We start from the raw sequence: 24,468 nt of genomic DNA, 5'->3' as shown, positions 1-24,468 counted from the left end.
AACCTTATAAAAAGGTTGCTGCTCCTGCTAATAGTGAAGAAATTAACAGCAAGCTAATCATGAGCAATACCATAAATTTCATGAATTTCTGAGACATATCGCACCCCTATTACGGAAGATTTTTGCGACGAGCGCACCTTTCTTTATTCTAGCTGGTTTTTTAGTACGCGACAAGTGATCAACAAAGGAAGTGAACGGATGAACCAAATCGATCATATCGCCATTGCTGTCTTTTCTATTAAAGAAACAAGTCATACGCTTCATCAACTGTTTAACTGGCAATTTTCAGACATACAAGAAATTCCTGAACAAGAGATTAAGGCGTCCTTCGCTTCACTTGGTGACCTGCACATTGAATTGATTGAACCGATGGCAGATCATAGCAAATTACATACCTTCCTAACAAAAAGAGGAGAGGGTCTTCATCATATTGCATTAAAGTCAGATGACATTCAGGCTGATCTTATCCATCTTGATCACTTAGACGTACAGCTCCTTCAAAAAACAGCACAAATGGGTGCCAGCGGAAAACGTATCGCGTTTATTTCACCAAAAGAAACAGCGGGTGTGTTATTTGAATTGTGTGAGCCCTTGAAAGGAGAGAAATATGGCGATGAATGAATCGTTCAATGACTTGTCTGAATGGCGAGAGAAGGCTTTAAAGGGCGGTGGTGAAAAACGAGCAGCGGCCCAACGAAACAAAGGAAAGCTGACTGTTCGTCAGCGGCTGCATGAACTTCTTGATCAGGATAGCTTGATGGAAATACAGCCGTTTGCAAAAGGTCACAGATCAGAGCATGTAGGTGACGGCGTCATTATTGGAACTGGGCTGATTCATGAAAGACCCGTATGTGTTTATGCACAAGATGCGACGGTATATGGGGGATCATTAGGCGAAATGCATGCCAAAAAAATTGCCTCTTTAATGGATCTGGCGGCTAAAAATCAGATGCCCATCATCGGTCTAAAAGACTCAGGTGGTGCGAGAATTCAAGAGGGTGTGGTATCATTAGAAGGATACGGTCAGATTTTTAAACGTAACGTGTTGTACTCTGGTCAAATCCCGCAAATATCCGTTATTTTAGGCTCATGTGCTGGAGGTGCAGTTTATTCGCCTGCATTGACTGATTTTGTATTCATGACGGAGCAAACAGCCCATATGTTTTTAACTGGTCCGAAAGTCATAGAGAAGGCAACAGGAGAAACGGTCTGTCCTGACCGGCTTGGCGGTGCAAGTGTTCAGCATCAGACAAGCGGGAATGTGCACTATACTGGGAAAGATGAGAGGGACGTGTTAAAAGCGGTTCGAACTCTTTTAACGTACATACCAACGAAACAACAGGCTGTCATTCATAGAGAGGCACGTAAGCATGATGCCATTGATCCAGGCGACATCTTGCCAAGGGATCCATCACGCACCTATGATGTCAAACAAGTGGTGACAGCGATAACCGATCACGGCTCATTCTTTGAAACGCAGCCTTGTTTCTCGAAAAATATCGTCACAGGTTTTGCCAGATTACAAGGGTCTTCGATTGGTCTTGTAGCCAATCAGCCAAAGGTGCTGGCAGGAAGCCTTGATCTTGACGCTGCTGATAAAGCGGCCAGGTTTATCCGGTTTTGCGATGCGTTTCATATTCCCATCTTAACCCTTGTGGATGTTCCTGGGTTTTTACCAGGGGAGAAAGCTGAGCATGCGGGAATTATCCGGCACGGCGCGAAGCTTCTATATGCGTACGCAGAAGCGACAGTTCCAAAAATAACCGTGATTTTAAGAAAGGCGTTTGGCGGTGCATATGTCGCCATGAATAGTAAGGGCTTAGGGGCTGACTTTGTTTATGCATGGCCGGAGGCAGAAATCGATGTCATGGGAAAAACGTTTGCAGACGAAATTGTTCAATCTGCTTCGCAGGAGTTTGACAAGGAACCGAGTGTATTGAAAGCGGCTCAGTTAGGGCTGGTAGACGATATTTTAACGCCAACTGAAACGAGAGAGCGATTGATTCGCTCATTTGATCTGCTTCGCAGTAAAGTAGAAGATAGACCGTTAAAAAAGCATGGCAACATGCCGCTATAAGAGGAGGAGCACCATCATGATCAATGAGAAACGCTTACTAGACGAATTTTTAGAACTTGTTCAGATTGATTCGGAAACAAAACACGAAGAAAAGATTGTTGAAGTATTAAAAGAAAAATTTACGCAGCTTGGTCTTAAAGTGGTTGAAGACGATTCAAAGGCGACAACTGGCCACGGTGCAGGGAACCTCATTTGCACACTTGAAGGAAATCAAGAGGCGGATACGATCTATTTCACTTCTCATATGGACACAGTTGTTCCAGGGAATGGTGTAAAACCAGTCATTGAAAACGGCTATATCAAGACGGATGGAACAACCATTCTTGGAGCTGACGATAAAACAGGGCTTGCTGCTATGTTTGAAGCCATCCGCGTGCTGAAAGAGAAGAATTTGCCGCATGGTACGATTGAATTTGTCATCACGGCAGGTGAGGAATCAGGACTGGTTGGAGCAAAAGCGTTAGATCCGAAACTGATGACAGCAAAATATGGCTATGCCCTTGATTCAGATGGCAAGGTCGGTACGATTATCGTGGCTGCGCCAACACAGGCGAAAGTACGCGCAACCATTTATGGAAAAACAGCTCACGCAGGTGTGGCACCTGAAAAAGGCGTGTCTGCGATTACCATTGCATCAAAAGCGATTGCCAGCATGCCGCTTGGCCGTATTGATGAAGAAACAACGGCGAATATCGGCCGTTTTGAAGGCGGAACGCAAACGAATATTGTCTGCGATCAAGTCGATATTCTTGCTGAAGCACGCTCTTTAGAACCTGCAAAAATGGAAGCACAAGTAGCGAAGATGAAAGAAGCCTTTGAAAAAACCGCTAAAGAAATGGGCGGAAGTGCCGATGTACAAATTGACATCATGTATCCAGGCTTCAAATTCTCTCACGGCGATCAAGTCGTAGAAGTGGCGAAAAAAGCGGCTGCGAAAATTGGCCGTCCTTCAGAACTACAGACGAGCGGCGGAGGCAGTGATGCAAACGTCATTGCCGGGAACGGCGTCCCAACCGTCAACCTAGCTGTTGGATATGAAGATATTCATACGAAAAATGAGAAAATGCCGATTGAAGAATTAGTCAAAACAGCTGAAATGGTTCTCGCCATTATCGAAGAAACGACAAATCCATCGTAAAGGCAGGAGACTCTGTGAGCACGCAAAAGATTATTATTTTCCAGGTGGGGCAAGAGGATTTTGGCATCAGTGTAGAGCATATTCGTTCGATTGAGAAGGTTCCTTATTTACAAGAAGTATCGAACCTCCCAAAAGAAATTAAAGGACTCATGTCATTAAGAGGAGAGGTCATTCCAGTCAGTGACACAGGTGTGATGCTTCACGGAAAGCCCCTTGATGTGAACGAACAGTCCAAGATTTTACTATTTGAATTAAACGATCAAATGATTGGCTGTCTTGTCTCAGATGCGAAAGATATCATTGATATCGAGCTAAGCGAGATCAAGCCATTTCATATGAACACAAAAGCATCTGAATATTTCTTCGGCGTCGTGGAGAGAGAGAACAAGATGATTTTACAAGTGGACCCTAGTAAGTTCCTTGGAAAAATTGAGGACCTCGATCAATTGCCAGAAAGATTGAAAGAAGAATTGGCATAAAGAAAGCCCCTTATCATCAGATAAGGGGCTCATTTTTATTCAGCAGCTGGGTTGATTTGATCGTTTGCCGCAGCTTTCGTTTTTGATTTTTGGTACATCACATTTAAAATAATTGTTTGAATCGTGAGTAATAATCCGCTTGTCATCCAGTATAAAGGAAGGGCAGCGGGTGCATTGATTGAAATAAACAGCATCATAATTGGGAAAATCATGCCCATCACTTTGGCTTGCTTCAGCGCAGCCTCTGTTTGGGTGCCTGATTGCTTCGCATATCTTTGCGTGACATAAAATTGCAAGAAATACATAGCGCCTGCAAAGATTGCTACCAATAGATCGGTTTGTCCTAAGTTAAACCATAAGAACGAATGTGTTGCGATCTCTGGTGTTGAGCGGATAGCCGAGTAAAAGCCAAGAACAATTGGAATTTGAATCAGCATAGGCAGACAGCCCATCGCCAGCGGGTTTACGTTGTTCTCTTTGTAAACTTTCATCATTTCCATTTGTAGTTCTTTTTGTTTCTCAGGTTCTTTCGTTTTCTTCAATTTGCTTTGTATTTGGTCAATTTGAGGTTTAATCAGTGCCATTTTCTCCTGCATGACTTTTTGTTTCTTAAATTGATTCGCAAAAAGCGGGAAAATGAGCAGGCGGACAATCAACGTCACGAACATAATGGATAACCCATAATCATCATGAAAGAAGTTCGCAAGCCAAATGATCAACTCAGAAAAAGGCTGGACAAAATAATGATGGAAAAACCCATCAGAGCTCGTATTCGTTTGCGCACTTGCCGCAAATGCAGGTGACGCCATCATCATCAAAAATAAAGTAGTGCAAACAGTCAATAAACGTTTCAATTCGTTTCCTCCTCAATAATAAAAATCTAATAAGAGAGAGGAAGCGAATGGTCTTCATCATCATTTGATGATCTTTTCATTCGAATGACTTTACTAATCCAAGTTGTAATGCGATCATATATGATAAACAGAAAGTCTGTTCGATTCAAGCACGATGCGTTCAACTCTTCCAAACGATGACCACCAAGGTGCTCGTTCATTCGGCAATCTTTTAATAAAAATGCAATGCCGATGGCCGTCAGCGCTGGAAGAATAATCGTAAAGAATTCAACAAGGAAAAAGACTTCATTGAATGTATCAATAATCATGATTATCACATCCATTTCATTACTCACAGTGTACTATACACATTGTTAAATGTCTAACAGAACCACGTGTTTCCTCCATTGAATAAAATCCTTATTATTACTTTAATGGTAATTGTCATCCAAACTTCATAATTCCTATCTTATAATTAAGTGGAATAAAGAAATGGAGGTTTTGAAATATGACAAGTATTTACCCTAAATTTCGAGCAGCTGCGGTACAAGCAGCACCCGTCTATTTAAATTTGGAGGCAACAGTTGAAAAATCATGTGAATTGATTGACGAGGCAGCTTCAAATGGCGCAAAGCTTGTGGCATTCCCAGAGGCATTTTTGCCTGGTTATCCTTGGTTTGCTTTTATTGGTCATCCAGAATATACAAGAAAGTTCTATCATGAATTGTATAAAAATGCAGTGGAAATCCCCAGCTTAGCCATTCAAAAAATAAGTGAGGCAGCGAAAAGAAATGAAACGTACGTTTGTATATCATGCAGTGAAAAAGATGGTGGCTCTCTCTATTTAGCTCAACTTTGGTTTAATCCAAATGGGGATTTAATAGGAAAACATCGAAAAATGAGAGCTTCTGTAGCTGAAAGACTAATCTGGGGTGATGGAAGCGGAAGTATGATGCCGGTTTTTCAAACGGAGATTGGAAATCTTGGTGGGTTGATGTGTTGGGAGCATCAAGTGCCGTTAGACCTTATGGCGATGAATGCCCAAAATGAGCAGGTACATGTTGCATCCTGGCCAGGTTATTTTGATGATGAAATTTCAAGTCGATATTATGCCATCGCGACACAAACATTTGTGCTGATGACTTCGTCTATATATACTGAGGAAATGAAAGAGATGATTTGTTTAACACAGGAGCAAAGAGATTACTTTGAAACATTTAAGAGTGGGCATACGTGCATTTACGGTCCAGATGGAGAACCGATCAGTGATATGGTTCCAGCTGAAACAGAGGGGATTGCTTACGCTGAAATTGATGTAGAAAAAGTGATTGATTTTAAATATTATATTGATCCGGCTGGACACTACTCTAATCAAAGTTTGAGTATGAATTTTAATCAACAGCCCACGCCGGTTGTTAAACATCTCTACCAGAGTAAAAATGAAGTGTTAACATATGAGGATATTCAATATCAAAATGGTATACTTGAAGAAAAAGTTTAATTAAATGAATGTGGAGCCTTCTCTTTCTTAAGAGAAGGTTTTTTTGAGGAAAGGTGAATCAAATCAATGTATAATTGAGCATAAAAGGTAATCTACAAAGATTGATTCATTCTGAACCGATTAAAAATATAGGTAGACAAGAGAATGGGGTGATGCCAATGTCAAATATTATTTTTCATATAGACATGAATGCTTTTTATGCCAATGTAGAAATGGCGTATGACCCTTCTCTGAGAGGGAAACCTTTAGCCATTAGTGGAAATGCGAAAGAGCGTAAAGGGATTGTTGTGACGTGCAGCTACGAGGCAAGGGCATTAGGTGTGAAGCCGCCGATGCCATTGTGGGAAGCGAAGCGGCTTTGTCCTGGACTGATTGTCCGTACGCCAAACTTTGACCGGTATCGCAGCTCCTCACAAGAAATGTTTACGATACTAAGAGAATATAGCGATTTAGTTGAACCGGTATCGATTGATGAAGGCTATATTGATTTAACGCATACACCATATGCCGAACATGCAGTGAAAACCGCTCATGATATTCAAACGAGGCTAGTAGAAGAGCTCATGCTTCCTTCAAGTATCGGCATTGCACCGAATAAATTTTTAGCCAAAATGGCGTCTAATTGGAAAAAGCCAATGGGTATCACCATTTTGCGTAAAAGAGATGTCCCGCAAATGCTCTGGCCGCTGCCAGCAGGTGACATGCACGGTGTTGGGCAAAAAACGGCAGATAAATTGAAAACGATCGGAATTCATACCATTGAAGATTTAGCCAAAGCAAATGAGTATGCGTTAAAAGAATTGCTAGGCATCAATGGACCGAGATTAAAGCAAAAGGCGAATGGTGAGCATGATGGTATTGTTGATCCAGAAAGGATATACGAATTTAAATCCGTCGGCAATTCTTCAACCCTTCCTCATGATTCTGACGATACAGACGAGCTCGTCACTTTAATTGATAAACTGTCACAATCCGTGAGCGCAAGGTTAAGGAGAAAAGAAGTGATGGCGAATCGGCTGCTCCTCATGATTCGGTATGCTAGCTGGAAAAATATCACGCGAAGCGTCATGCTCACGAATCCAACCGATCGAAAGGAAGATTTATTTGAAGCGGCAAGGCAGTTATTCCTTAAGCATTGGAATGACCAGCCGGTAAGACTCTTAGGTGTTACAGGGACAGATCTTGTAGAACGAAAAGCAGCCGTCAAGCAGCTTGATTTATTTTCTTATACAGAAGATGCAAAAGAAGAGCCGCTCCAGTCCATTTTAGACGATCTCAAAGAAAAGTATGGAAAGCCATTGGTTCAAAGAGGAATGACCATTAAAGAAAAAGAGAGCAAAACAAGCGGTACAAGTTTTAATAAAGACTTTTTTCAAGACGAAAAAGGAAATGACTAGCCTGAAAACTTGATAAAAGAGGTGATGTTGTGGTAATTTCAAAGGGTACATCATTTCAGCAGTAATCAATATAGTGTGTTAGAAGGGACGTCAGAATTATGTCAAAACAACAAATCGGTGTGGTTGGACTAGCCGTTATGGGGAAAAACCTTGCCCTTAATATTGAAAGCCGCGGTTTCTCCGTGTCCGTTTATAACAGATCTAGCAGCAAAACAGAAGAATTTCTTCAAGAATCAAAAGGGAAGAACGTTGTAGGTACATACAGCATCGAAGAATTTGTTCAGTCGCTTGAAACACCGCGTAAAATTCTTTTAATGGTAAAAGCTGGTGCAGCAACTGATGCAACCATTCAATCATTACTTCCTCACCTAGAGAAAGGTGACATTTTAATTGATGGTGGAAATACATATTACAAGGATACACAAAGACGTAATCAAGAGCTTGCGGAAAGTGGTATTCACTTCATTGGAACGGGTGTTTCCGGTGGTGAAGAAGGCGCACTAAAAGGTCCATCTATCATGCCTGGCGGTCAAAAAGAAGCGCATGAGCTAGTGAAACCAATTTTAGAAGCGATCTCTGCAAAAGTAGATGGAGAGCCTTGTACAACGTATATCGGTCCAGATGGAGCAGGACATTATGTCAAAATGGTCCATAACGGCATTGAGTACGGAGACATGCAATTGATCTCTGAGTCATACTTTATTTTGAAGCATGTCGCTGGATTATCAGCAGAGGAGCTTCATGAAGTATTTTCCGAATGGAATAAAGGCGAGCTTGACAGCTACTTAATCGAAATTACAGCTGACATTTTCACAAAAGTGGATGAAGAAACAAATCAGCCGCTTGTGGATGTCATTTTAGATAAAGCTGGACAAAAAGGAACTGGAAAATGGACAAGCCAAAGCTCACTTGATCTAGGTGTCCCGCTTCCAATCATCACGGAATCTGTTTTCGCGCGTTTTATTTCTGCGATGAAAGATGAGCGTGTGGAAGCAAGTCAATTAATTCAAGGGCCTGAGCCAACTCAATCAGCTGAAGATAAACAAGCATTAATCGAAGCTGTTAGAAAAGCTCTCTTCATGAGTAAGATCTGCTCTTATGCACAAGGTTTTGCGCAAATGAAAGCAGCATCTGAAGAATATAACTGGGATTTAAAATACGGTGAAATTGCGATGATCTTCCGCGGTGGATGTATCATTCGTGCAGCCTTCCTGCAGCAAATCAAAGAAGCATATGACCGTAACCCTGAACTGAAAAACCTATTGCTTGATCCTTACTTCAAGAACATCGTGGAAAGCTATCAATCATCACTTCGTAAAGTCATTTCACTTGCAGTAGAACAAGGAGTTCCTGTTCCTTCATTCTCAAGTGCACTTGCTTACTTTGATAGCTATCGCACAGCTGTGCTTCCAGCGAATTTAATCCAAGCTCAGCGTGACTACTTCGGTGCACATACGTATGAGCGCACAGATAAAGAAGGCGTATTCCATACTGAATGGATGAAATAAGTATAAAACGGCAGAAAACCTTACCTTTGGTAAGGTTTTTTTGTGTTTATATCTATTCGGCTAAAAATCTGAAAAAGAGGGATGCTATGTAAAAAAGAACAGAAAGTAGGGATAGAAGTGGGCATTTTATATGCACTTCTCCCAGCGATATTTTGGGGAAGTATTGTACTCATTAGTGTCAAACTTGGCGGTAATGCCTATCAGCAAACGCTTGGCATTACCCTTGGCGCCTTTTTGTTTTCAATCGGTGCCTATTTGATCAAGATGCCAGAGCTCACACCGCTCATTTTTGCGGTTTCAGTCATTTCAGGCATCTTCTGGAGTATCGGGCAAATGAATCAGCTTTCGAGTGTTGCCTTTCTAGGAGTATCAAAGGCTGTCCCTTTATCAACGGGTATGCAGCTTGTGAGCACGACTTTATTTGGCGTTATCGTCTTTAAAGAATGGCAAACCATGACAGTCATCTTCATTGGTTCTTGTGCCATCTTACTCATTATTGCAGGTGTTGTGATGACATCACTTGGTCAAAAAAAGAATGGCGGGAACGAAGGCGGCAATTTTAAAAAGGGAATCATTATTTTGCTCATCTCAACCGTTGGCTACGTCGGATATGTCGTCATTTTAAGATGGTTTCATATTGATGGATGGTCTGCCCTCGTCCCGCAATCCGTCGGCATGCTGCTTTCATCCTTGGCGATTAGTCTAAAGCAAGATCCGTTTAGCAAATATACGTTCAGAAATATCATTGCAGGGCTTGTTTGGTCGACAGGAAATCTAGGGCTTCTTTTAGCCATTCCGCTAATTGGCGTAGCCGTGAGCTTTTCGATGTCACAGACAGGAATTGTCATCTCAACATTGGGCGGAATTTACTTATTAAAAGAGAAAGCATCCAAAACAAGCTTTGTGATTGCAGGCTGCTTGATGATCATTGCAGGCGGCGTGCTATTAGGCTTTACAAAATAGGAGGTTAAACGAATGTATCCAGATTTAGAAGGAAAAACAGTCCTCATTACAGGAGCAGGTACAGGGATAGGTCAGGCGATGGCACGCCGTTTTGGACAGGAAAAAGCAAACGTGGTCATCAACTACTTCTCTGATAAAGAAAATCCAGATGACACCATTGCCGACATTCAGAAAAATGGCGGACAGGCTGTCAAAATTCAAGGGGATGTATCAAAAGAAGAGGATATGCGAGCGATGATTGATCAAGCTGTTGATACATACGGCAGTCTTGATGTCATGATCAACAATGCTGGAATTGAAAATGAAGTTCCTTCAACTGAAATGACGTTAGATAACTGGAATAAAGTGATGTCTACCAATTTAACAGGTATGTTTTTAGGCTGCCGTGATGCATTAAAGTATATGACAGAACATGGGATAGAAGGGTCGATTATTAATATGTCGTCGGTCCATCAACAAATTCCGTGGCCTCATTTTGTCCATTATGCAGCAAGTAAAGGAGGCGCCAAGCTTTTGACAGAAACGCTGGCACTAGAATATGCCCCTAAAAAAATTCGCGTAAACAGTATTGCACCAGGTGCAATTGATACCCCGATCAATGCCGAAAAATTTGATGATCCAGCATTGAAAAAGGGCGTCATTGAGCTGATACCAATTGGCTATATCGGAAAGCCTGAAGAAGTGGCAGCATGTGCTGTCTGGCTTGCATCAAAAGAGGCGAGCTATGTGACAGGGTTGACGTTATATGTAGACGGCGGTATGACCAAGTACCCGGGATTCCAAGCAGGAAAAGGATAATCGTGATGAACACGGGCTGGGCCAAGAGGACAACACAACACAAATTATGACCTAATATGTGTCATATGAAGACGAGTGAAAAGCGTGAGCATAAACATTGCACACGCTTTTATCCATTTATTCGCCTGATTCAAATATGGCTTCTTTGTTCTTCATGATGATGCCTACTTTCGTTTTGACACGAGGAACGCCATCTTTTTGAAGATAATCATATAAAATGGGTTCTATTTCATTGATATCTGTACGAAGTATTTTAGGTGATAACTCCTCGATAAATGGATCGTTTTTAACTGCTAGACAGTTCGCCATTGTATCGAGTGCAATTAAACTGAAAGGTCTTCCTTTGTTTAGCCAAGATTTCATTCTGAGCCATGTTGGAAAGCATGCTGATGCCAACCTGCCCCAATTGTCGTTAAAAGAGGAGCAATGAAACTCCATCCAATTAAGTATGCGATGTGAACGGAAACGATATAGGCTGGAGAGAGCTTTCATTGGCAATTCCTTTTCACTTACACATTTCAATTGATCAAAAATACGTCTCATTCCTTCCTCGGCTGGTAAACTACTGGCTGCTGCCCAAGAAAGCGGATGAAAAAATTCATCGGCATCATTCTCCCAAAGCTCTCTTACCCAATCCGAAGCTGCAGTACCTAAAACATCAGCTGTGATCTCCAGCATTCTTGATTTGACTTCATGATTTTCCGTTCCATAAAATCTAGCTTTTACAGACATCAAAATTTTTTGTGTATCGTGTTTTTTCAGGGCATTGATGACATCGTATTGAAGAAACCATCTTGTGATTGAGAAATCTAATAAAGACTCCAAATCATGTTGAACCGCTTGTAATGTGGGTATTTTCTCTTCTGCTGTGACCAATACATCTTCTTCTGGCTGGCAAGCCTCTCCGTCTTCTTCATAAAAATCATCGTGCAATAAGAATTTCTTTGGAGAGTGAATTACCGCTAAGTGATACCATTCAAATGGCCGTAAAGAATAGGTTAAGAGCCGCCTGTGACAATCATTGCATAATCGATAAGGCTGAGCTGGTTCATCAGAAATTTTTACAACATGAATCTCGTTTCTTTTACAGGCTTCACACAAATGAGTGACTGCCATGATATCGACTCCCTTTGATTGCAAAGATATGAATAGATTCGAAAAGTAGCAGCAAAAGACGTTTACCTATCCATCAAATTGAGTGGGAATAGAATCTGTTTCCATCTCTGGGCAGTTACTTCTCATGATTTATGGGATGAAAAATTGGGTTTTTGAATGAGCTAAGTCATTAGCACTTATTTTAACAAAGTTCTCAAAGACTGTCTTCTGAAGAAAAAGCTACTTTATGGTTCATTCGGAGAGTATTTTTTAAAAGAAAAGGGGTCTCGTTCATATCTGGATGAGATCTCTTTTGTTCTGAAAGCTTGTTGTGAGTATTGATACGGTCATTTTTAAAATAAAATACAGACAAATAAAACTAAATGTCTAGACATTTAAAAATAAAAATATATAATATTAAATGGAAGCGCTTTTATTACAACAATGGGGTGAGAGAAATGAAACGTATTTTATTAGCATGCAGTTCAGGGATGTCTACGAGTTTACTAGTCACGAAGATGAAAGCCCATGCCGATTCTATTGGGGACGAAGTAGAGATTTGGGCAGTTGGGCAAGATCAAGCGAGAAAAGAAATGGCAAATGCGGATGTTGTATTAATTGGACCGCAAATGAGCTTTTTAAAAGGCGACCTTCAAAAAGAAGCAAAAAAATACGGGATTGAGGTAGAGGTCATTGATATGCAGGCCTATGGGCTTGCAGATGGACAAAAAGCGTATGAACAAGCGGTTGCATTGATGGGGGAATCTTAAAGGATGGAAAAGAAAACGCTCGAAGGACTCACCGAGGAACAAGTCAGTTTTCAATTGATCTTACACAGCGGCAATGCACGAAGCAAATTGCTTCAATCTCTTAAACAATTTCGAGAAGGTCAGGAAGAAGAAGCGTTTGACCTAATGAAAGAAGCTGAAGAAGATTTACGGAATGCACATGAAATCCATTTTCAACTTGTGCAGCAAGAGGCAAGCGGGGAAACCACTCAATTCTCCTTGCTGCTCATGCACGCCGAAGATCACTTAATGTCGACCATTACCATCAAGGAGCTTGTGGGAGAGCTCTTACCGATATTCCAATCGTTAAAACAATAAAGGGTGTAAACAAGGGGGGAAACCAATGTTTGATAAAATAAGTGCCATTTTGGTTCCGATTGCTGGGAGATTGAATAACAATCGCTATTTAGGTGTATTACGGGATGCCTTTATGCTTGCATTCCCGCTCACCATCTTTGGGTCCATTATGGTTGTGTTAATGAATTTGCCATTTTTAGATAAAATCATGAGTCAATCGGCACTGGAAGGATTTCAGTCTGCTCTGAATATCGCGCCAAGTGCGACCATCAGCATTATGACCGTGTTTGTTGTATTTGGGATTGGCTACTATTTATCGAAAAGCTATGAAGTGGAAGCTGTATTTGGCGGCGTTATCGCTCTCGCTTCTTTCTTATTGCTGACGCCATTTTTGCTTGAACAAGAGGGGGCAGCATCCATTGCCGGTGTCATCCCAGTCGATCGTCTAGGGGCAAAGGGAATGTTCCTGGGCATGATTACAGGCTTTTTATCAGCTGAGATTTATCGTTATTTTGTACAAAAGAAATTCGTCATCAATATGCCTCAAGGGGTTCCGCCAGCTGTTTCAAAGTCTTTTGCTGCACTGATTCCGGCTACCCTTACATTAACAGCCTTTTTGCTGATCAATATCATCATTACACAAGTTTTTCATACAAATATGCATGACCTGATTTATCATGCAGTTCAGGCCCCGCTTGTTGGTCTTGGGAGCGGTATCATTCCAACGCTGATCGCCGTTTTCTTTATACAAATTCTTTGGTTCTTTGGATTGCACGGCCAAATTATTATTAACTCTGTCATGGACCCGATTTGGAATACTTTGTCCATTCAAAACCTTGAAAGCTATACAAAAACAGGTGAGGTTCCTAACATCATCAGCAAACAGTTTATCGAAGTATATACGGTTGGAATGGGCGGAACCGGTATGACGCTGGCTGTTGTGTTTACGATTTTAATTTTCCTAAAAAGTAAGCAATTAAAACAAGTGGCAAAGCTCGGCTTAGGACCAGGATTATTTAACGTCAATGAACCGATTATCTTCGGTTTACCAATTGTGATGAATCCGCTTATTCTGATTCCGTGGATTTTGGCGCCAATGGTCATTACATGTATTTCTTATTTTGCGATGGCCGCAGGTATTGTACCGCCGCCGACAGGCGTGAATATCCCATGGACGGTGCCGATCTTTATTAGCGGAATCATGGCAACAAATTCATTAGCAGGCGGTCTGCTTCAGCTCTTTAATTTAATGATTGTGTTTGTCATTTGGTTCCCGTTCCTGACATTTATTGACCGTATGAATGTGAAAAATGAAAAAATAACAACAACAGAAAAAACGAAACAAACAAACATCAAAGGCGAAGGAGACTCAATACATGTCGATGGAAACTAACAGGCAATCATATACATTCCCAGAAGGTTTCTGGTGGGGATCTTCTGCTTCTGCCACACAAACAGAAGGTAGTAGCCCTGGAGATGGAAAGGGACCGAACATTTGGGATCATTGGTTCGAAAAAGAGCCGACACGTTTTTTTAATGGCATAGGGCCTAGCGTGACATCTCAATTTTATCGAAAATATAAAGAGGATATCCGTCTTATGAAAGAAATAGGGCATAATTCGTTTCGGCTATCGATTTCATGGTCACGCCTTTTACCTGAAGGAAAAGGCGCAGTCAATGAGGAAGCAGTGTCTTTTTACAATGATGTGATCAATGAACTAATTGCACATGATATCGAACCGTTTGTGAACCTGTACCATTTTGATATGCCAATGGCGCTGCAGGAGAAGGGCGGATGGGTGAACAGGCAGGTGGTAGACGATTATGTCAGCTATGCGACATTGTGCTTTCAGTTATTTGGCGACCGGGTGAAAAAATGGTTTACCCATAACGAACCGATTGTTCCTGTAGAGGGCGGATATATGTATAGCTTTCATTATCCAAATGAAGTCGATTTCCAAAAGGCAGTGCAAGTAGGTTTTCATGAAATTTTATCAAACGCTAAGGCAATTGCGGCTTACAAAGAGATGCAGCAGGACGGGAAAATCGGCATCATCCTGAATCTCACCCCTTCGTATCCGCGAAGCCAGAATCCTCAGGATGTAGAAGCAGCTGAGATGGCTGATGCTTTCTTTAACCGATCCTTCCTAGACCCTGCGGTCAAAGGACACTTCCCTGAAAAACTAGTAGAAGTGTTAAAGAAAGAAGGGTTTATGCCAAGTATGGAGGAAGGGGATCTTGCGCTCATTCAAGAGAATACGATTGATCTTCTCGGTATCAACTATTATCAGCCAAGAAGAGTGAAGGCAAAGGAGCATATGCCGCATCCTCATGCACCATTTATGCCAGACCATTACTTTGATTCTTTTGAGATGCCAGGAAGAAAAATGAATGTGTATCGAGGCTGGGAAATCTATGAAAAAGGCATTTACGATATATTGAAAAAAGTCCAAACAGACTATGATAATATTGAATGCTTTATTTCTGAAAATGGAATGGGTGTCGAAGGAGAAGAGCGGTTTAAGGATGAGGAAGGAATGATTCATGACGATTACCGCATTGACTTTATTTCTGAGCATCTCAAATGGGTGCATCAAGCCATTCAAGAAGGGAGCAATGTGAAAGGCTATCACCTGTGGACGTTTATGGATAACTGGTCATGGTCGAATGCGTATAAGAATCGTTATGGATTTGTCTCAGTTGATCTTCAAGAAGACGGGAAACGAACCATTAAAAAAAGCGGATACTGGTTTCAATCTGTTTCAGAGAATAACGGTTTTTAATCAAAATACTTGCTCTTTCCTTAAAAAGAGCAAGTATTTTTCTTATGTCACGGTGCAGAGAATCAAACAAAAATCGCTGGAAGCTTTTAAGCTCACTAGGCTTAGTGTAGAATGAGAGGAAGGCTAAAAAACGCCATATTTTCTTCTATAAGAAAGCGCTATAATATGATATGAAAAAACAAGTCAGTTGGTGGTGTGAGATGAAAAAGTACGAACTCATTTCAGAAGAAATCAGAAAACGAATAGGAACAGCATATTATCCAGAAGATCAACCCATTCCAGATGAAAACTCGCTTGCCGCTGAATTTCAATGTAGCAGAATGACGATGAAGCGTGCGCTCGATCTTCTCGTTGCAGAAGGTCTGCTCTTTAGAAAAAGAGGTCACGGCACATTTATTGTGAAGGCAGTGCTAAATCAAGGTGCCATCAACGTCTCAGGCCATGAAAATAAAGGATTCACGAAAGTCATGGCAGATAAAAACGTGACGAGCCAAATCATTCGCTTTGATGTGCATTTCCCAAGTGAAGAGGTGGCAGCCCACCTATCGATTGACTCAAGCACACCCGTTTATGACATTATCCGGCTCCGCCTTGTGGATGAAGAACCATATGTATTAGAAAAAACCTTTATGCCTGTAAATGTGATTAAAGGAATAGATGAAGAGGTTCTGCTGGGTTCTATCTATGACTACATATCAAAGAAACTTCATTTGAAAGTGGCAGGAGCGCACAAGAAAATTAGAGCGGCAAAATCAGACCAGCTTGATCAGCAGTATTTAGGCTGTGATCCAAGTGATCCGGTGCTTGAAGTCGAACAGGTTGCTTATTTAAACACAGGCCGGCCGTTTGAATACTCCTTTAGCCATCATCGCTATGATAAGTTTGACTTTTCAACTGTTGAAATTACGAAAACAGGACGATAAAAAAAGAGCAGAACCCCTATGGAGACTGCTCTTTTTTCGTATCGATTTTATATATTCCACCAATGGTATCCGTCTTTCTCTAGAAGCTGATCTGCTTCTTTCGGTCCCATAGAACCAGCAGGATAATTTGGTTTTAAGGTTTTGTTTTCTGCCCATTTCTCAGAAATTGGATCAACAAAGTTCCAAGAAAGTGCCACTTCATCCCAGTGAGCGAAGTTTGTTGCATCGCCCAATAAGCAGTCATGAATTAGCTTTTCGTATGCTTCTGGTGTATTCATGATGTCATTATAGTTCGTTTGGTAGTCGAGCTTAATTGGTTTCGCATACGTTCCGCCATCGAGCTTACGAGCGTTCAGGTGAAGGGTAATGCCTTCATCTGGCTGAATGTGAATAACGAGTAAGTTTGGATGCATGGAATTCCCGTTTCCATAGTACAGGTTCATTGGAATATCTTTAAATTGAACCACGATTTGAGTGGATTTTTTTTCTAAACGTTTTCCTGTACGAATGTAAAATGGCACGCCAGCCCATCTAAAGTTATCGATCAGCAGCTTCCCTGCAACGAATGTTTCCGTATTAGAGTTCGGGTCAACATTTTGCTCTTCAAGATAGGAAGGAACCATGTTGCCATTAATCGTACCAGCATCATACTGACCGCGGACAAAGAATTGATCGACCTCATCTTTAGAGAAAGGGCGAAGAGCACGCAATGCTTTCCGTTTTTCGCTTCGGATTTCCTCTGTATTCAGCTTAATTGGAGGCTCCATTGCTAAAAGTGCGACCATCTGAAGCATATGGTTTTGAACCATGTCTCTTAGTGCACCAGAACTTTCGTAATATCGAGCCCGGTCTTCTACACCTAAAGATTCACTAGATGTAATTTGGATGTTTGAAATATAGCGGTTTGTCCAAAGTGGTTCGAAGATCGCATTCGCAAAACGAATGACCTCAATGTTTTGAACCATTTGTTTACCGAGATAGTGGTCAATACGATAAATTTGATCTTCTGTAAATGCACCACGAATTTCTTCATTTAACGTTTTGGCACTTGGCAGGTCATGTCCAAATGGTTTTTCGATGACAAGACGTGACCAGCCGGTTGTTTCTGATACGCCCTCACTCTTTAAGAACTTTGCAATCGTTCCAAAGAATTCCGGTGCCATGGCTAAATAGAACATACGGTTATTTGGGATACTGTACGTATCTTCAAGACCGGAAAGAAGAGTGTTAAGTGCCTGGTAGGAAGCAGGGCTTGATACGTCAAAATCATGATAATAGAAATGAGAAATGAATTCCTCTGTTTTCGCTTCTGCATCATCAGAAGAGACAGATTCTTTTACCACAGCTCTGAGGTCCTCATGAGACCATGGGCGGCGCCCAACACCTACAACGGCGAATTGATCCCCAAGTTTTCCGCTATGATAAAGTCTATGTATAGAAGGGTAGAGCTTGCGTTTGGCAAGATCTCCTGTTGCGCCAAAAATGACAATGACTGCTTTTGGATTGTTAGTTTCTGTATTCACGAAAAGTACCTCACTTTATTCGTAGCATTGTAGTAAAAACCGAGAATGTATGTACATTTTCTTTATTTTAAAGGTTCATTGTTCGTAAAGCAAACATTTGATTCGACTTTTTCTGCTCTAGTTTGACTTTTTTCAAAAATTCCGCTGAATTCACATTTACCTTGTCTTCATGTATTCTATATGAATGAAGATATTGTATACCGGCTGTAGGAGGAAAAAGTAATGGAACTGCTCTTTTTAGGAACAGGTGCAGGCATTCCTGCAAAAACAAGAAACGTCACTTGCACAGCGCTAAAGCTCTTAGAGGAGAGAAAAGCAGTGTGGCTTTTTGATTGCGGAGAAGCGACGCAGCATCAAATATTACATACAACGATTAAACCGAGAAAGATTGAGAAAATATTTATTACGCATATGCACGGTGATCATGTATATGGTCTCCCAGGGCTGCTCGGCAGCAGGTCCTTTCAAGGCGGAGAGGATGAATTGACGATCTATGGTCCAAAGGGCATCAAAGCCTTTGTGAACGCGGCACTTTCAGCTACACAAACGCATTTGACCTATCCGCTGCATATCATAGAAATAGATGAAGGTGTCGTTTTTGAGGATGATACCTTTCAAGTAGAAGCAAGACGGGTGTCTCACGGTATCCCCGCTTACGGTTATCGGGTTGTAGAAAAAGATGTACCTGGTGCATTAAAAGCCGAAGACCTAAAAGAAATCGGGGTAAAACCTGGACCTTTGTATCAGAAGTTAAAAAACGGGGAAACCGTTACACTCGAAGATGGCAGAATCATTGACGGAACCGATTATTTGGAACCCCCTAAAAAAGGGAGGATTGTTGCATTTTCAGGAGATACTCGTTTGTGCGAGAATATAAGAAGGCTTGCCAAGAATGCGAATGTGTTAGTCCATGAAGCAACATTCGGTAAAGAAGATGCAGAATTAGCCTACAATTATTATCACAGCACGACAGAACAGGCAGCGAAAACAGCGCAGGAGGCAGGCGCAAAAAGACTAATTTTGACCCATATTAGTGCACGGTATCAAGGAGAAGAGGCACTGAAACAACTGTTGAAAGAAGCCCGAGATATATTCCCGCTGACAGAAGCTGCACATGATTTCTCTTCTTTTACTGTTGACCGCACCCTGTAAAAATTGGATGAATCGTTAAAAATAGTTGTGTGATTTTTTTGATATTTATGATGACGCTCTTTTTCAGGTAGTGGTAAAATGGTGAAGAAAAAACAAATGACGTATCAAACTATGAAGAATACGGGAGGCACAATCAAAGATGAGCGGTTTTACAGCGTTAAGTGAAGCAGAATTGAATGACCTTTATTTGGCACTACAAAATGAGTATGAAACGTACAAAAGTAAAAACTTACACTTAGACATGTCTAGAGGTAAACCATCGCCAAAACAGCTCGATTTGTCTATGGGCATGCTCGATGTTGTGACATCAAAGGATGCGATGACAGCTGAGGATGGCACAGATGTGCGAAACTATGGCGGCTTGACAGGCCTTCCTGAAACGAAGAAATTTTTTGCAGATGTGCTCAATCTGAAGCCAGAACAAATCATTATTGGCGGTAATTCCAGCCTCAATATGATGCATGATACGATTGCCCGTGCCATGACTCACGGCGTATATGACAGCAAAACACCTTGGGGAGAGCTGCCAAAGGTAAAATTCCTTGCACCGAGCCCAGGGTATGACCGTCATTTTGCCATTTGTGAGCTATTTAACATAGAGATGATCACGGTAGATATGAAGGCTGATGGACCTGACATGGATCAGGTAGAAAAATTGGTCGCAGAAGATGAAGCCATTAAGGGCATTTGGTGTGTACCGAAATATAGCAACCCAGACGGCATAACGTATTCAGATGAGGTCGTTGACCGTCTTGCTTCTATGAAAACAAAAGCAGACGACTTCCGTATCTTTTGGGATGATGCATATGCAGTCCACCATCTAACAGATACACCTGATACGTTAAAAGATATTTTTCAAGCAGTAGAGGAAGCAGGACACCCAAACCGTGTGTTTATGTTTGCGTCTACTTCTAAAATTACATTCCCAGGCTCAGGTGTTGCACTGATGGCGTCTAGTCAAGACAATGTGAGCTTCACTCAAAAGCAATTATCGGTACAAACGATCGGACCAGATAAAATCAATCAATTAAGACACCTTCGTTTCTTCGAGAATCCAGAAGGCTTGAAGGAACATATGAAAAAGCATGCAGCGATCATTAAGCCAAAGTTTGACCTCGTTCTTTCTATCCTTGACGAAAAGCTTGGTGGAAAAGGCATCGCTGAATGGCACAAGCCAAATGGCGGATATTTCATTAGTTTAAATACACTTGATCATTGCGCAAAAGCTGTTGTGCAAAAAGCAAAAGAAGCAGGTGTCACACTGACAGGTGCAGGGGCGACATATCCATATGGAAAAGACCCGCTTGATCGTAACATTCGCATTGCGCCAACGTTCCCAACACTTGAAGAACTAGAGCAAGCGATTGATATCTTTACGTTATGTGTTCAGCTTGTCAGCATTGAAAAGCTGCTTTCTGAAAAAAGTCAATCTGCCCCAACGGCATAAAGAAAAGAAACTCCTTGACTCATGACTGGTCAAGGAGTTTTTGTTTTTAATTGGCTGTTTGATAATAGGAAACGGGTTGTTTGGCTGCACACCATACATCATAGATTGCAAGCTGCACAATATGTGGTTCATCATGATGAATATAGTGCGAGCTGTTCTGCGCCTGAATCCATCCACTTTGTGAGGATAAAGTCAGCATTCGTTTATGAAGTCTAAGCCAAGCTTCATGCGCTGGATGAAACAATCTGCTCTTACCTGAGGAAATGACAAGGAGTGGCATCATCCCATAATGCGTTTGCTCCTCTTTGATCGTGTTCAGCATTTGCTGAAAGTCCTCATGCGTACATTCTGCTGTGAATTGCGCCATATAGGAAGCACGTTCTTCCTTTGATAAAAGTGGCAGAATGACCTGCTCTTGCTCCTCACTTGCTGGGTCTAACAGCACCATGCCGATGACATCTTCTCTTCTGCGGCTTGCCCATAACCGGCTGACAAGCGAACCGAATGAGTGAGCCACAATGAGAAAGGGCGGCTGAATATTAGCTTGCTTCAGCAGCATATCTAAATCATCTGCAAGGTCATGCAGGGTTCTTCCTTCATCGCTATGACTACTGTTTCCATTTCCTAAACGGTCGTATAAGAAAACCCCAAGCTCCGGGTCAATATCACGGGCGATATTCGCCCATGTGTCTCCAGAAATACCGTAGCCTGCTTCAAAGATAATGGTGGCTTGTCTTTTACCTTGACGATGCTTTGTAGAAAAGTGATGTCCATCTATATGATAAGTTCTTTCAATCATTGCCGAGTTCATTCTTCCATCTCCTCTAAGTGGTTCTTTAGCTAAAAGACGGCACAAAAGGCAAATATGTTTCTCTTAAAAACAAAAAAGATGCCTATTTCAAAAAATAGACACCTTTTTCCTAGATAATTTACCAAGCGCGATCGTATTGATGCGGTGCTTCAATGGATGTACGAAGCTCTTTAGCAGCTGTTTTTGGGAAATACGGATCCCGTAAAAATTCTCTGCCGATAAAGATCAAGTCAGCACGATGATTTTGTAAAATTTCTTCTGCCTGTACACCAGATGTGATCAAACCGACAGCTCCTGTTTGAATGCCGGCACCTTCTTTTATTTTCTCTGCGAACGTCACTTGGTAGCCGGGGAATATGTTGATTTTGGCCTGCACGACAGCACCTGAGCTGACATCAATTAAGTCGACCCCTTGCTCTTTCAGCCATGTGGCAATGCCGATATAATCAGCAATATCAAGTCCTTTTGTTGTGTAATCAGAAGCGGATACACGGACAAATAAAGGTCCGTCCCATACGTCATTGACTGCATCAACGACTTCTCGTAAGAAACGATAACGGTTTTCTGGTGAACCGCCATACTCATCTGTTCGTTGATTCGCAAGTGGTGAAAGAAATTCGTTAATTAAATAGCCATGAGCACCATGAATCTCAATGATGTCAAAGCCAGCTTTTTTTGCCCGGACAGCCGCATCTTGAAACGCCTGAATGGTGTCTTTGATTTGATGGACAGACATCTCTACAGGTGTTTTAGACCGTTCATCAAACGGAATGCTGGATGGTGCAAGGATGTCACCGTCTAGCTCAGCCTTACGTCCTGCATGGGCGAGCTGGATGGCTGTTTTTGTTCCGTATGCTTTGATTTGTTCGTTTAATGAGGCAAATCCTTCAATGTGCTCATCACTCCAAATACCGAGGTCATGATCACTAATTCTTCCCTCAGGGGAAACAGCGCTTGCCTCAATCATGATCAGCCCAGCCTGACCTTGCGCGCGGGAAATATAATGTGCAAAGTGGAAAGGCTGTAATTTCCCATCACGGTCATAGGATGAATACATACACATCGGGGACATCACGATTCGATTTTTGAGCGTAACACCTTTTAATGTCCAAGGTGAAAAGAGTTTTGTTTCCAAATACCTTCGCCTCCTCATTAAATTGTATAGCCGATTATAACAGCCATTCAAACTTTCGTCATAAAAGGTGCTCAAAGAATATAGCTTTCCTACACGTTTTTGTATAATGAAGGGAAAGAGACAACAAAGGGGGAGAACGGATGAAATGGCAAACAGAGAGTGAACTAAAAGAGCTGCTCACAGCTCTTATGCAGTATGAAAGCATATCTGGTACAACAGGAGAAGTAGCGTTAGCGGAATATTTATTTTACTTGCTGAGGGAGCGGCCTTATTTTGAGCAGAACCCTGATCATTTGGCTTTGCACCCGATGAAAGATGGTCGGTATTATTTAACGGCTCTAGTGAAGCGAAGCACGCTGTCTCGCACCGTTTTGCTTCTCAGTCACTTTGATGTAGTCGATACAGAGGATTACGGAGAATTTCAAAATATGGCGTGTAAGCCCGAAGAGTTGATGGCATCCTTTTCTCAAAAAAGTGCGCTTCTTCCAAAGAGGGCAAGAGAGGACTTAGCTTCAGACGACTGGCTGTTTGGAAGAGGTGCCATGGATATGAAAGCAGGTCTCGCCGTCCAGCTCTCTATGCTGGAAAGAGCGATGACGGAGAGATTTGAAGGAAATGTCCTGCTCGTCACAGTCCCAGATGAAGAGGTGAATTCACAGGGAATGCTAGAGGCTGTCCCGAAACTTAAGGAGCTCAAGGAGCAATATGGGCTTGACTATGCCGCGTGTTTAAACAGTGAGCCGATGTTTGAAAAGTATCCAGGTGATACGCACCAATATATCTATACAGGCAGTATAGGGAAGGTGCTTGCCGGATTTTTTTGCAAAGGGATTGAAACGCATGTAGGAGAGCCATTCTCAGGCTTAAATGCAAATTTTATGGTGTCTGAACTAAACCGGTTGTTAGAGCTGAATAGTGAGTATTGTGAGGAAGTAGATGGTGAAGTGACGCCGCCTCCGACCAATTTGATGCAGAAGGACTTGAAAGAAGCCTATTCCGTTCAAACGCCTCACACGGCTGTTTCTTTATTTAACGTGCTCATGATGAAACGCTCAAGTGAAAAGCTGCACGGGCTTCTCTACGACACTGCGAAACAAGCAGCAGTCCAAATCGAGGCCAATCTTAGACAGAAAACAGCTGAATTTCAGCGCTTTAAACATTTTACCCCGATTGACACGAGCATCACGGTTCTCACGTATCAAGAGCTGTATCAAAAAGCGGCTGAACGATCAGGTGCGCAGGAGGTCGAGCGAATTGTCAACTATGCATTCGCGAACCGAGGTGAGCTTGGAGATCGCGACTTTTCAACAAAAATCGTATCAGAGCTGACGACGCTTTGTAAGGAAGAGGGACCGCTGATTGTTCTGTTTTATAGTCCGCCATTTTACCCTTCTGTGTCTTCAACGGATGATCCGCATATCCAGACGACCTTAAAGAAGATTCAAAGGGAGGCAAAAGAGGCCTATGGACTTGAAGTAGAAGAAGTGAAATATTTCCCCGGATTGTCTGATCTAAGCTACTTACAGCTCGAAAAACAGAACGTAGGTGATTACACGACCAACATGCCTCTTTACCAAAAAGGCTATTCATTACCACAAGGAGAAAATGAGGCTCTTTACGTTCCGGTCATCAATGTTGGTCCATTAGGAAAGGACCCGCACAAATGGACAGAACGGCTGCATGTCCCGTTCTCTTTCGGCATATTGCCGTCGTTACTAGAATCAACGATTCATGCTTTATTAGAAAAAAATTAAGCATATGTGATGAAGAGCCCTATCTTGATGATAGGGCTTTTGGTTGTGAATGTTCAGTATATATTT

Annotated in this window: 24 protein-coding genes; 17 read left to right on the top strand and 7 right to left on the bottom strand. The window is 41.9% G+C overall.

Annotated features, from left to right (window positions below; genetic code table 11):
- Positions 1-4: 4 nt before the first annotated feature.
- A complete protein-coding gene (gene prli42, locus C6W18_RS19880; RefSeq protein WP_149865350.1) occupies positions 5-97 on the bottom strand; it encodes a stressosome-associated protein Prli42 in 93 nt (30 codons plus the stop codon).
- Positions 98-198: 101 nt separating this feature from the next.
- Between prli42 and mce the strand changes: the two genes are divergently transcribed.
- From mce to C6W18_RS02500, 4 genes are read left to right on the top strand one after another with little or no spacing between them, the layout of a single operon-like run.
- Positions 199-621: a methylmalonyl-CoA epimerase gene (gene mce, locus C6W18_RS02515; protein WP_105925765.1), complete on the top strand. Its 423-nt coding sequence runs from the start codon at positions 199-201 to the stop codon at positions 619-621.
- A complete protein-coding gene (locus C6W18_RS02510) occupies positions 608-2,077 on the top strand; it encodes an acyl-CoA carboxylase subunit beta (protein ID WP_189318017.1) in 1,470 nt (489 codons plus the stop codon). Before mce ends, C6W18_RS02510 begins: the two co-directional genes overlap by 14 nt.
- Before the next feature lie 16 nt (positions 2,078-2,093).
- Positions 2,094-3,215, top strand: a complete 1,122-nt coding sequence (locus C6W18_RS02505) for a tripeptidase T (RefSeq protein WP_105925763.1) — start codon at positions 2,094-2,096, stop codon at positions 3,213-3,215.
- Between the two features lie 14 nt (positions 3,216-3,229).
- Positions 3,230-3,694: a chemotaxis protein CheW gene (locus C6W18_RS02500; protein WP_034319781.1), complete on the top strand. Its 465-nt coding sequence runs from the start codon at positions 3,230-3,232 to the stop codon at positions 3,692-3,694.
- Between the two features lie 35 nt (positions 3,695-3,729).
- Here C6W18_RS02500 and C6W18_RS02495 read toward each other — a convergent pair whose 3' ends face one another.
- Positions 3,730-4,548, bottom strand: coding sequence for a membrane protein insertase YidC (locus tag C6W18_RS02495; protein ID WP_034319784.1), 819 nt, complete (start codon positions 4,546-4,548; stop codon positions 3,730-3,732).
- Positions 4,549-4,574: 26 nt separating this feature from the next.
- Positions 4,575-4,856 carry a hypothetical protein gene (locus C6W18_RS02490; RefSeq protein WP_008358810.1) on the bottom strand — a complete coding sequence of 94 codons (282 nt, stop codon included), beginning with the start codon at positions 4,854-4,856 and terminating at the stop codon, positions 4,575-4,577.
- A 179-nt stretch (positions 4,857-5,035) separates the two neighbouring features.
- Between C6W18_RS02490 and C6W18_RS02485 the strand changes: the two genes are divergently transcribed.
- The 5 genes from C6W18_RS02485 (at position 5,036) to C6W18_RS02465 (ending at position 10,694) form a co-directional block, all read left to right on the top strand.
- Positions 5,036-6,028 (top strand): carbon-nitrogen hydrolase family protein, encoded by a 993-nt coding sequence (locus C6W18_RS02485; protein ID WP_105925761.1) that lies wholly within the window; start codon positions 5,036-5,038, stop codon positions 6,026-6,028.
- 152 nt (positions 6,029-6,180) lie between these two features.
- On the top strand, positions 6,181-7,425 hold the full coding sequence (locus tag C6W18_RS02480; RefSeq protein WP_105925759.1) for a DNA polymerase IV: 1,245 nt from the start codon (positions 6,181-6,183) through the stop codon (positions 7,423-7,425).
- Between the two features lie 98 nt (positions 7,426-7,523).
- Complete coding sequence (gndA, locus tag C6W18_RS02475; protein ID WP_034319791.1) at positions 7,524-8,933, top strand: NADP-dependent phosphogluconate dehydrogenase; 1,410 nt, start codon at positions 7,524-7,526, stop codon at positions 8,931-8,933.
- A gap of 117 nt (positions 8,934-9,050) precedes the next feature.
- On the top strand, positions 9,051-9,896 hold the full coding sequence (locus C6W18_RS02470) for a GRP family sugar transporter (RefSeq protein WP_189318031.1): 846 nt from the start codon (positions 9,051-9,053) through the stop codon (positions 9,894-9,896).
- 12 nt (positions 9,897-9,908) lie between these two features.
- A complete protein-coding gene (locus C6W18_RS02465) occupies positions 9,909-10,694 on the top strand; it encodes a glucose 1-dehydrogenase (protein WP_105925755.1) in 786 nt (261 codons plus the stop codon).
- A 117-nt stretch (positions 10,695-10,811) separates the two neighbouring features.
- Here the strand turns inward: C6W18_RS02465 and C6W18_RS02460 are convergent, their stop codons facing one another.
- Complete coding sequence (locus C6W18_RS02460; RefSeq protein ID WP_105925753.1) at positions 10,812-11,810, bottom strand: hypothetical protein; 999 nt, start codon at positions 11,808-11,810, stop codon at positions 10,812-10,814.
- 437 nt (positions 11,811-12,247) lie between these two features.
- Between C6W18_RS02460 and C6W18_RS02455 the strand changes: the two genes are divergently transcribed.
- From C6W18_RS02455 to C6W18_RS02435, 5 genes are all read left to right on the top strand, one after another.
- Positions 12,248-12,559 (top strand): PTS sugar transporter subunit IIB, encoded by a 312-nt coding sequence (locus tag C6W18_RS02455; protein ID WP_034319797.1) that lies wholly within the window; start codon positions 12,248-12,250, stop codon positions 12,557-12,559.
- 3 nt (positions 12,560-12,562) lie between these two features.
- Positions 12,563-12,895 (top strand): PTS sugar transporter subunit IIA, encoded by a 333-nt coding sequence (locus C6W18_RS02450; RefSeq protein ID WP_034319800.1) that lies wholly within the window; start codon positions 12,563-12,565, stop codon positions 12,893-12,895.
- Between the two features lie 25 nt (positions 12,896-12,920).
- The gene (gene celB / locus C6W18_RS02445) at positions 12,921-14,267 is read left to right on the top strand and encodes a PTS cellobiose transporter subunit IIC (protein ID WP_034319803.1); all 1,347 of its coding nucleotides are present in this window, start codon (positions 12,921-12,923) and stop codon (positions 14,265-14,267) included.
- Entirely contained in the window at positions 14,251-15,657 is a 1,407-nt protein-coding gene (locus tag C6W18_RS02440; RefSeq protein ID WP_105925751.1) for a glycoside hydrolase family 1 protein, read from the top strand. Before celB ends, C6W18_RS02440 begins: the two co-directional genes overlap by 17 nt.
- 200 nt (positions 15,658-15,857) lie before the next feature.
- Positions 15,858-16,580, top strand: a complete 723-nt coding sequence (locus tag C6W18_RS02435) for a GntR family transcriptional regulator (RefSeq protein WP_034319810.1) — start codon at positions 15,858-15,860, stop codon at positions 16,578-16,580.
- 47 nt (positions 16,581-16,627) lie between these two features.
- Here C6W18_RS02435 and zwf read toward each other — a convergent pair whose 3' ends face one another.
- The gene (zwf, locus tag C6W18_RS02430) at positions 16,628-18,103 is read right to left on the bottom strand and encodes a glucose-6-phosphate dehydrogenase (RefSeq protein ID WP_105925749.1); all 1,476 of its coding nucleotides are present in this window, start codon (positions 18,101-18,103) and stop codon (positions 16,628-16,630) included.
- A 222-nt stretch (positions 18,104-18,325) separates the two neighbouring features.
- Between zwf and rnz the strand changes: the two genes are divergently transcribed.
- Together rnz and C6W18_RS02420 are read left to right on the top strand one after the other, a co-directional pair.
- Positions 18,326-19,255, top strand: coding sequence for a ribonuclease Z (gene rnz, locus C6W18_RS02425; protein WP_105925746.1), 930 nt, complete (start codon positions 18,326-18,328; stop codon positions 19,253-19,255).
- Between the two features lie 139 nt (positions 19,256-19,394).
- The gene (locus tag C6W18_RS02420; protein ID WP_034319817.1) at positions 19,395-20,702 is read left to right on the top strand and encodes an aspartate aminotransferase type Ic; all 1,308 of its coding nucleotides are present in this window, start codon (positions 19,395-19,397) and stop codon (positions 20,700-20,702) included.
- A 46-nt stretch (positions 20,703-20,748) separates the two neighbouring features.
- On the opposite strand, the gene C6W18_RS02415 is transcribed toward C6W18_RS02420, so the two are convergent.
- Together C6W18_RS02415 and namA are read right to left on the bottom strand one after the other, a co-directional pair.
- Positions 20,749-21,513, bottom strand: coding sequence for an alpha/beta fold hydrolase (locus C6W18_RS02415; protein ID WP_105925744.1), 765 nt, complete (start codon positions 21,511-21,513; stop codon positions 20,749-20,751).
- Between the two features lie 118 nt (positions 21,514-21,631).
- Complete coding sequence (gene namA / locus C6W18_RS02410; protein ID WP_105925742.1) at positions 21,632-22,648, bottom strand: NADPH dehydrogenase NamA; 1,017 nt, start codon at positions 22,646-22,648, stop codon at positions 21,632-21,634.
- A 140-nt stretch (positions 22,649-22,788) separates the two neighbouring features.
- Between namA and C6W18_RS02405 the strand changes: the two genes are divergently transcribed.
- Positions 22,789-24,402, top strand: coding sequence for a M20/M25/M40 family metallo-hydrolase (locus C6W18_RS02405; protein WP_105925740.1), 1,614 nt, complete (start codon positions 22,789-22,791; stop codon positions 24,400-24,402).
- Positions 24,403-24,468 lie beyond the last annotated feature (66 nt).

Source organism: Bacillus sp. LLTC93 (genome assembly GCF_002993125.1).
Classification (GTDB): Bacteria; Bacillota; Bacilli; order Bacillales; family Bacillaceae; genus Bacillus; species Bacillus zhangzhouensis.
Note: the sequence above shows the minus strand (reverse complement) of the source record. Positions and strands in the feature narration are given on the sequence as shown.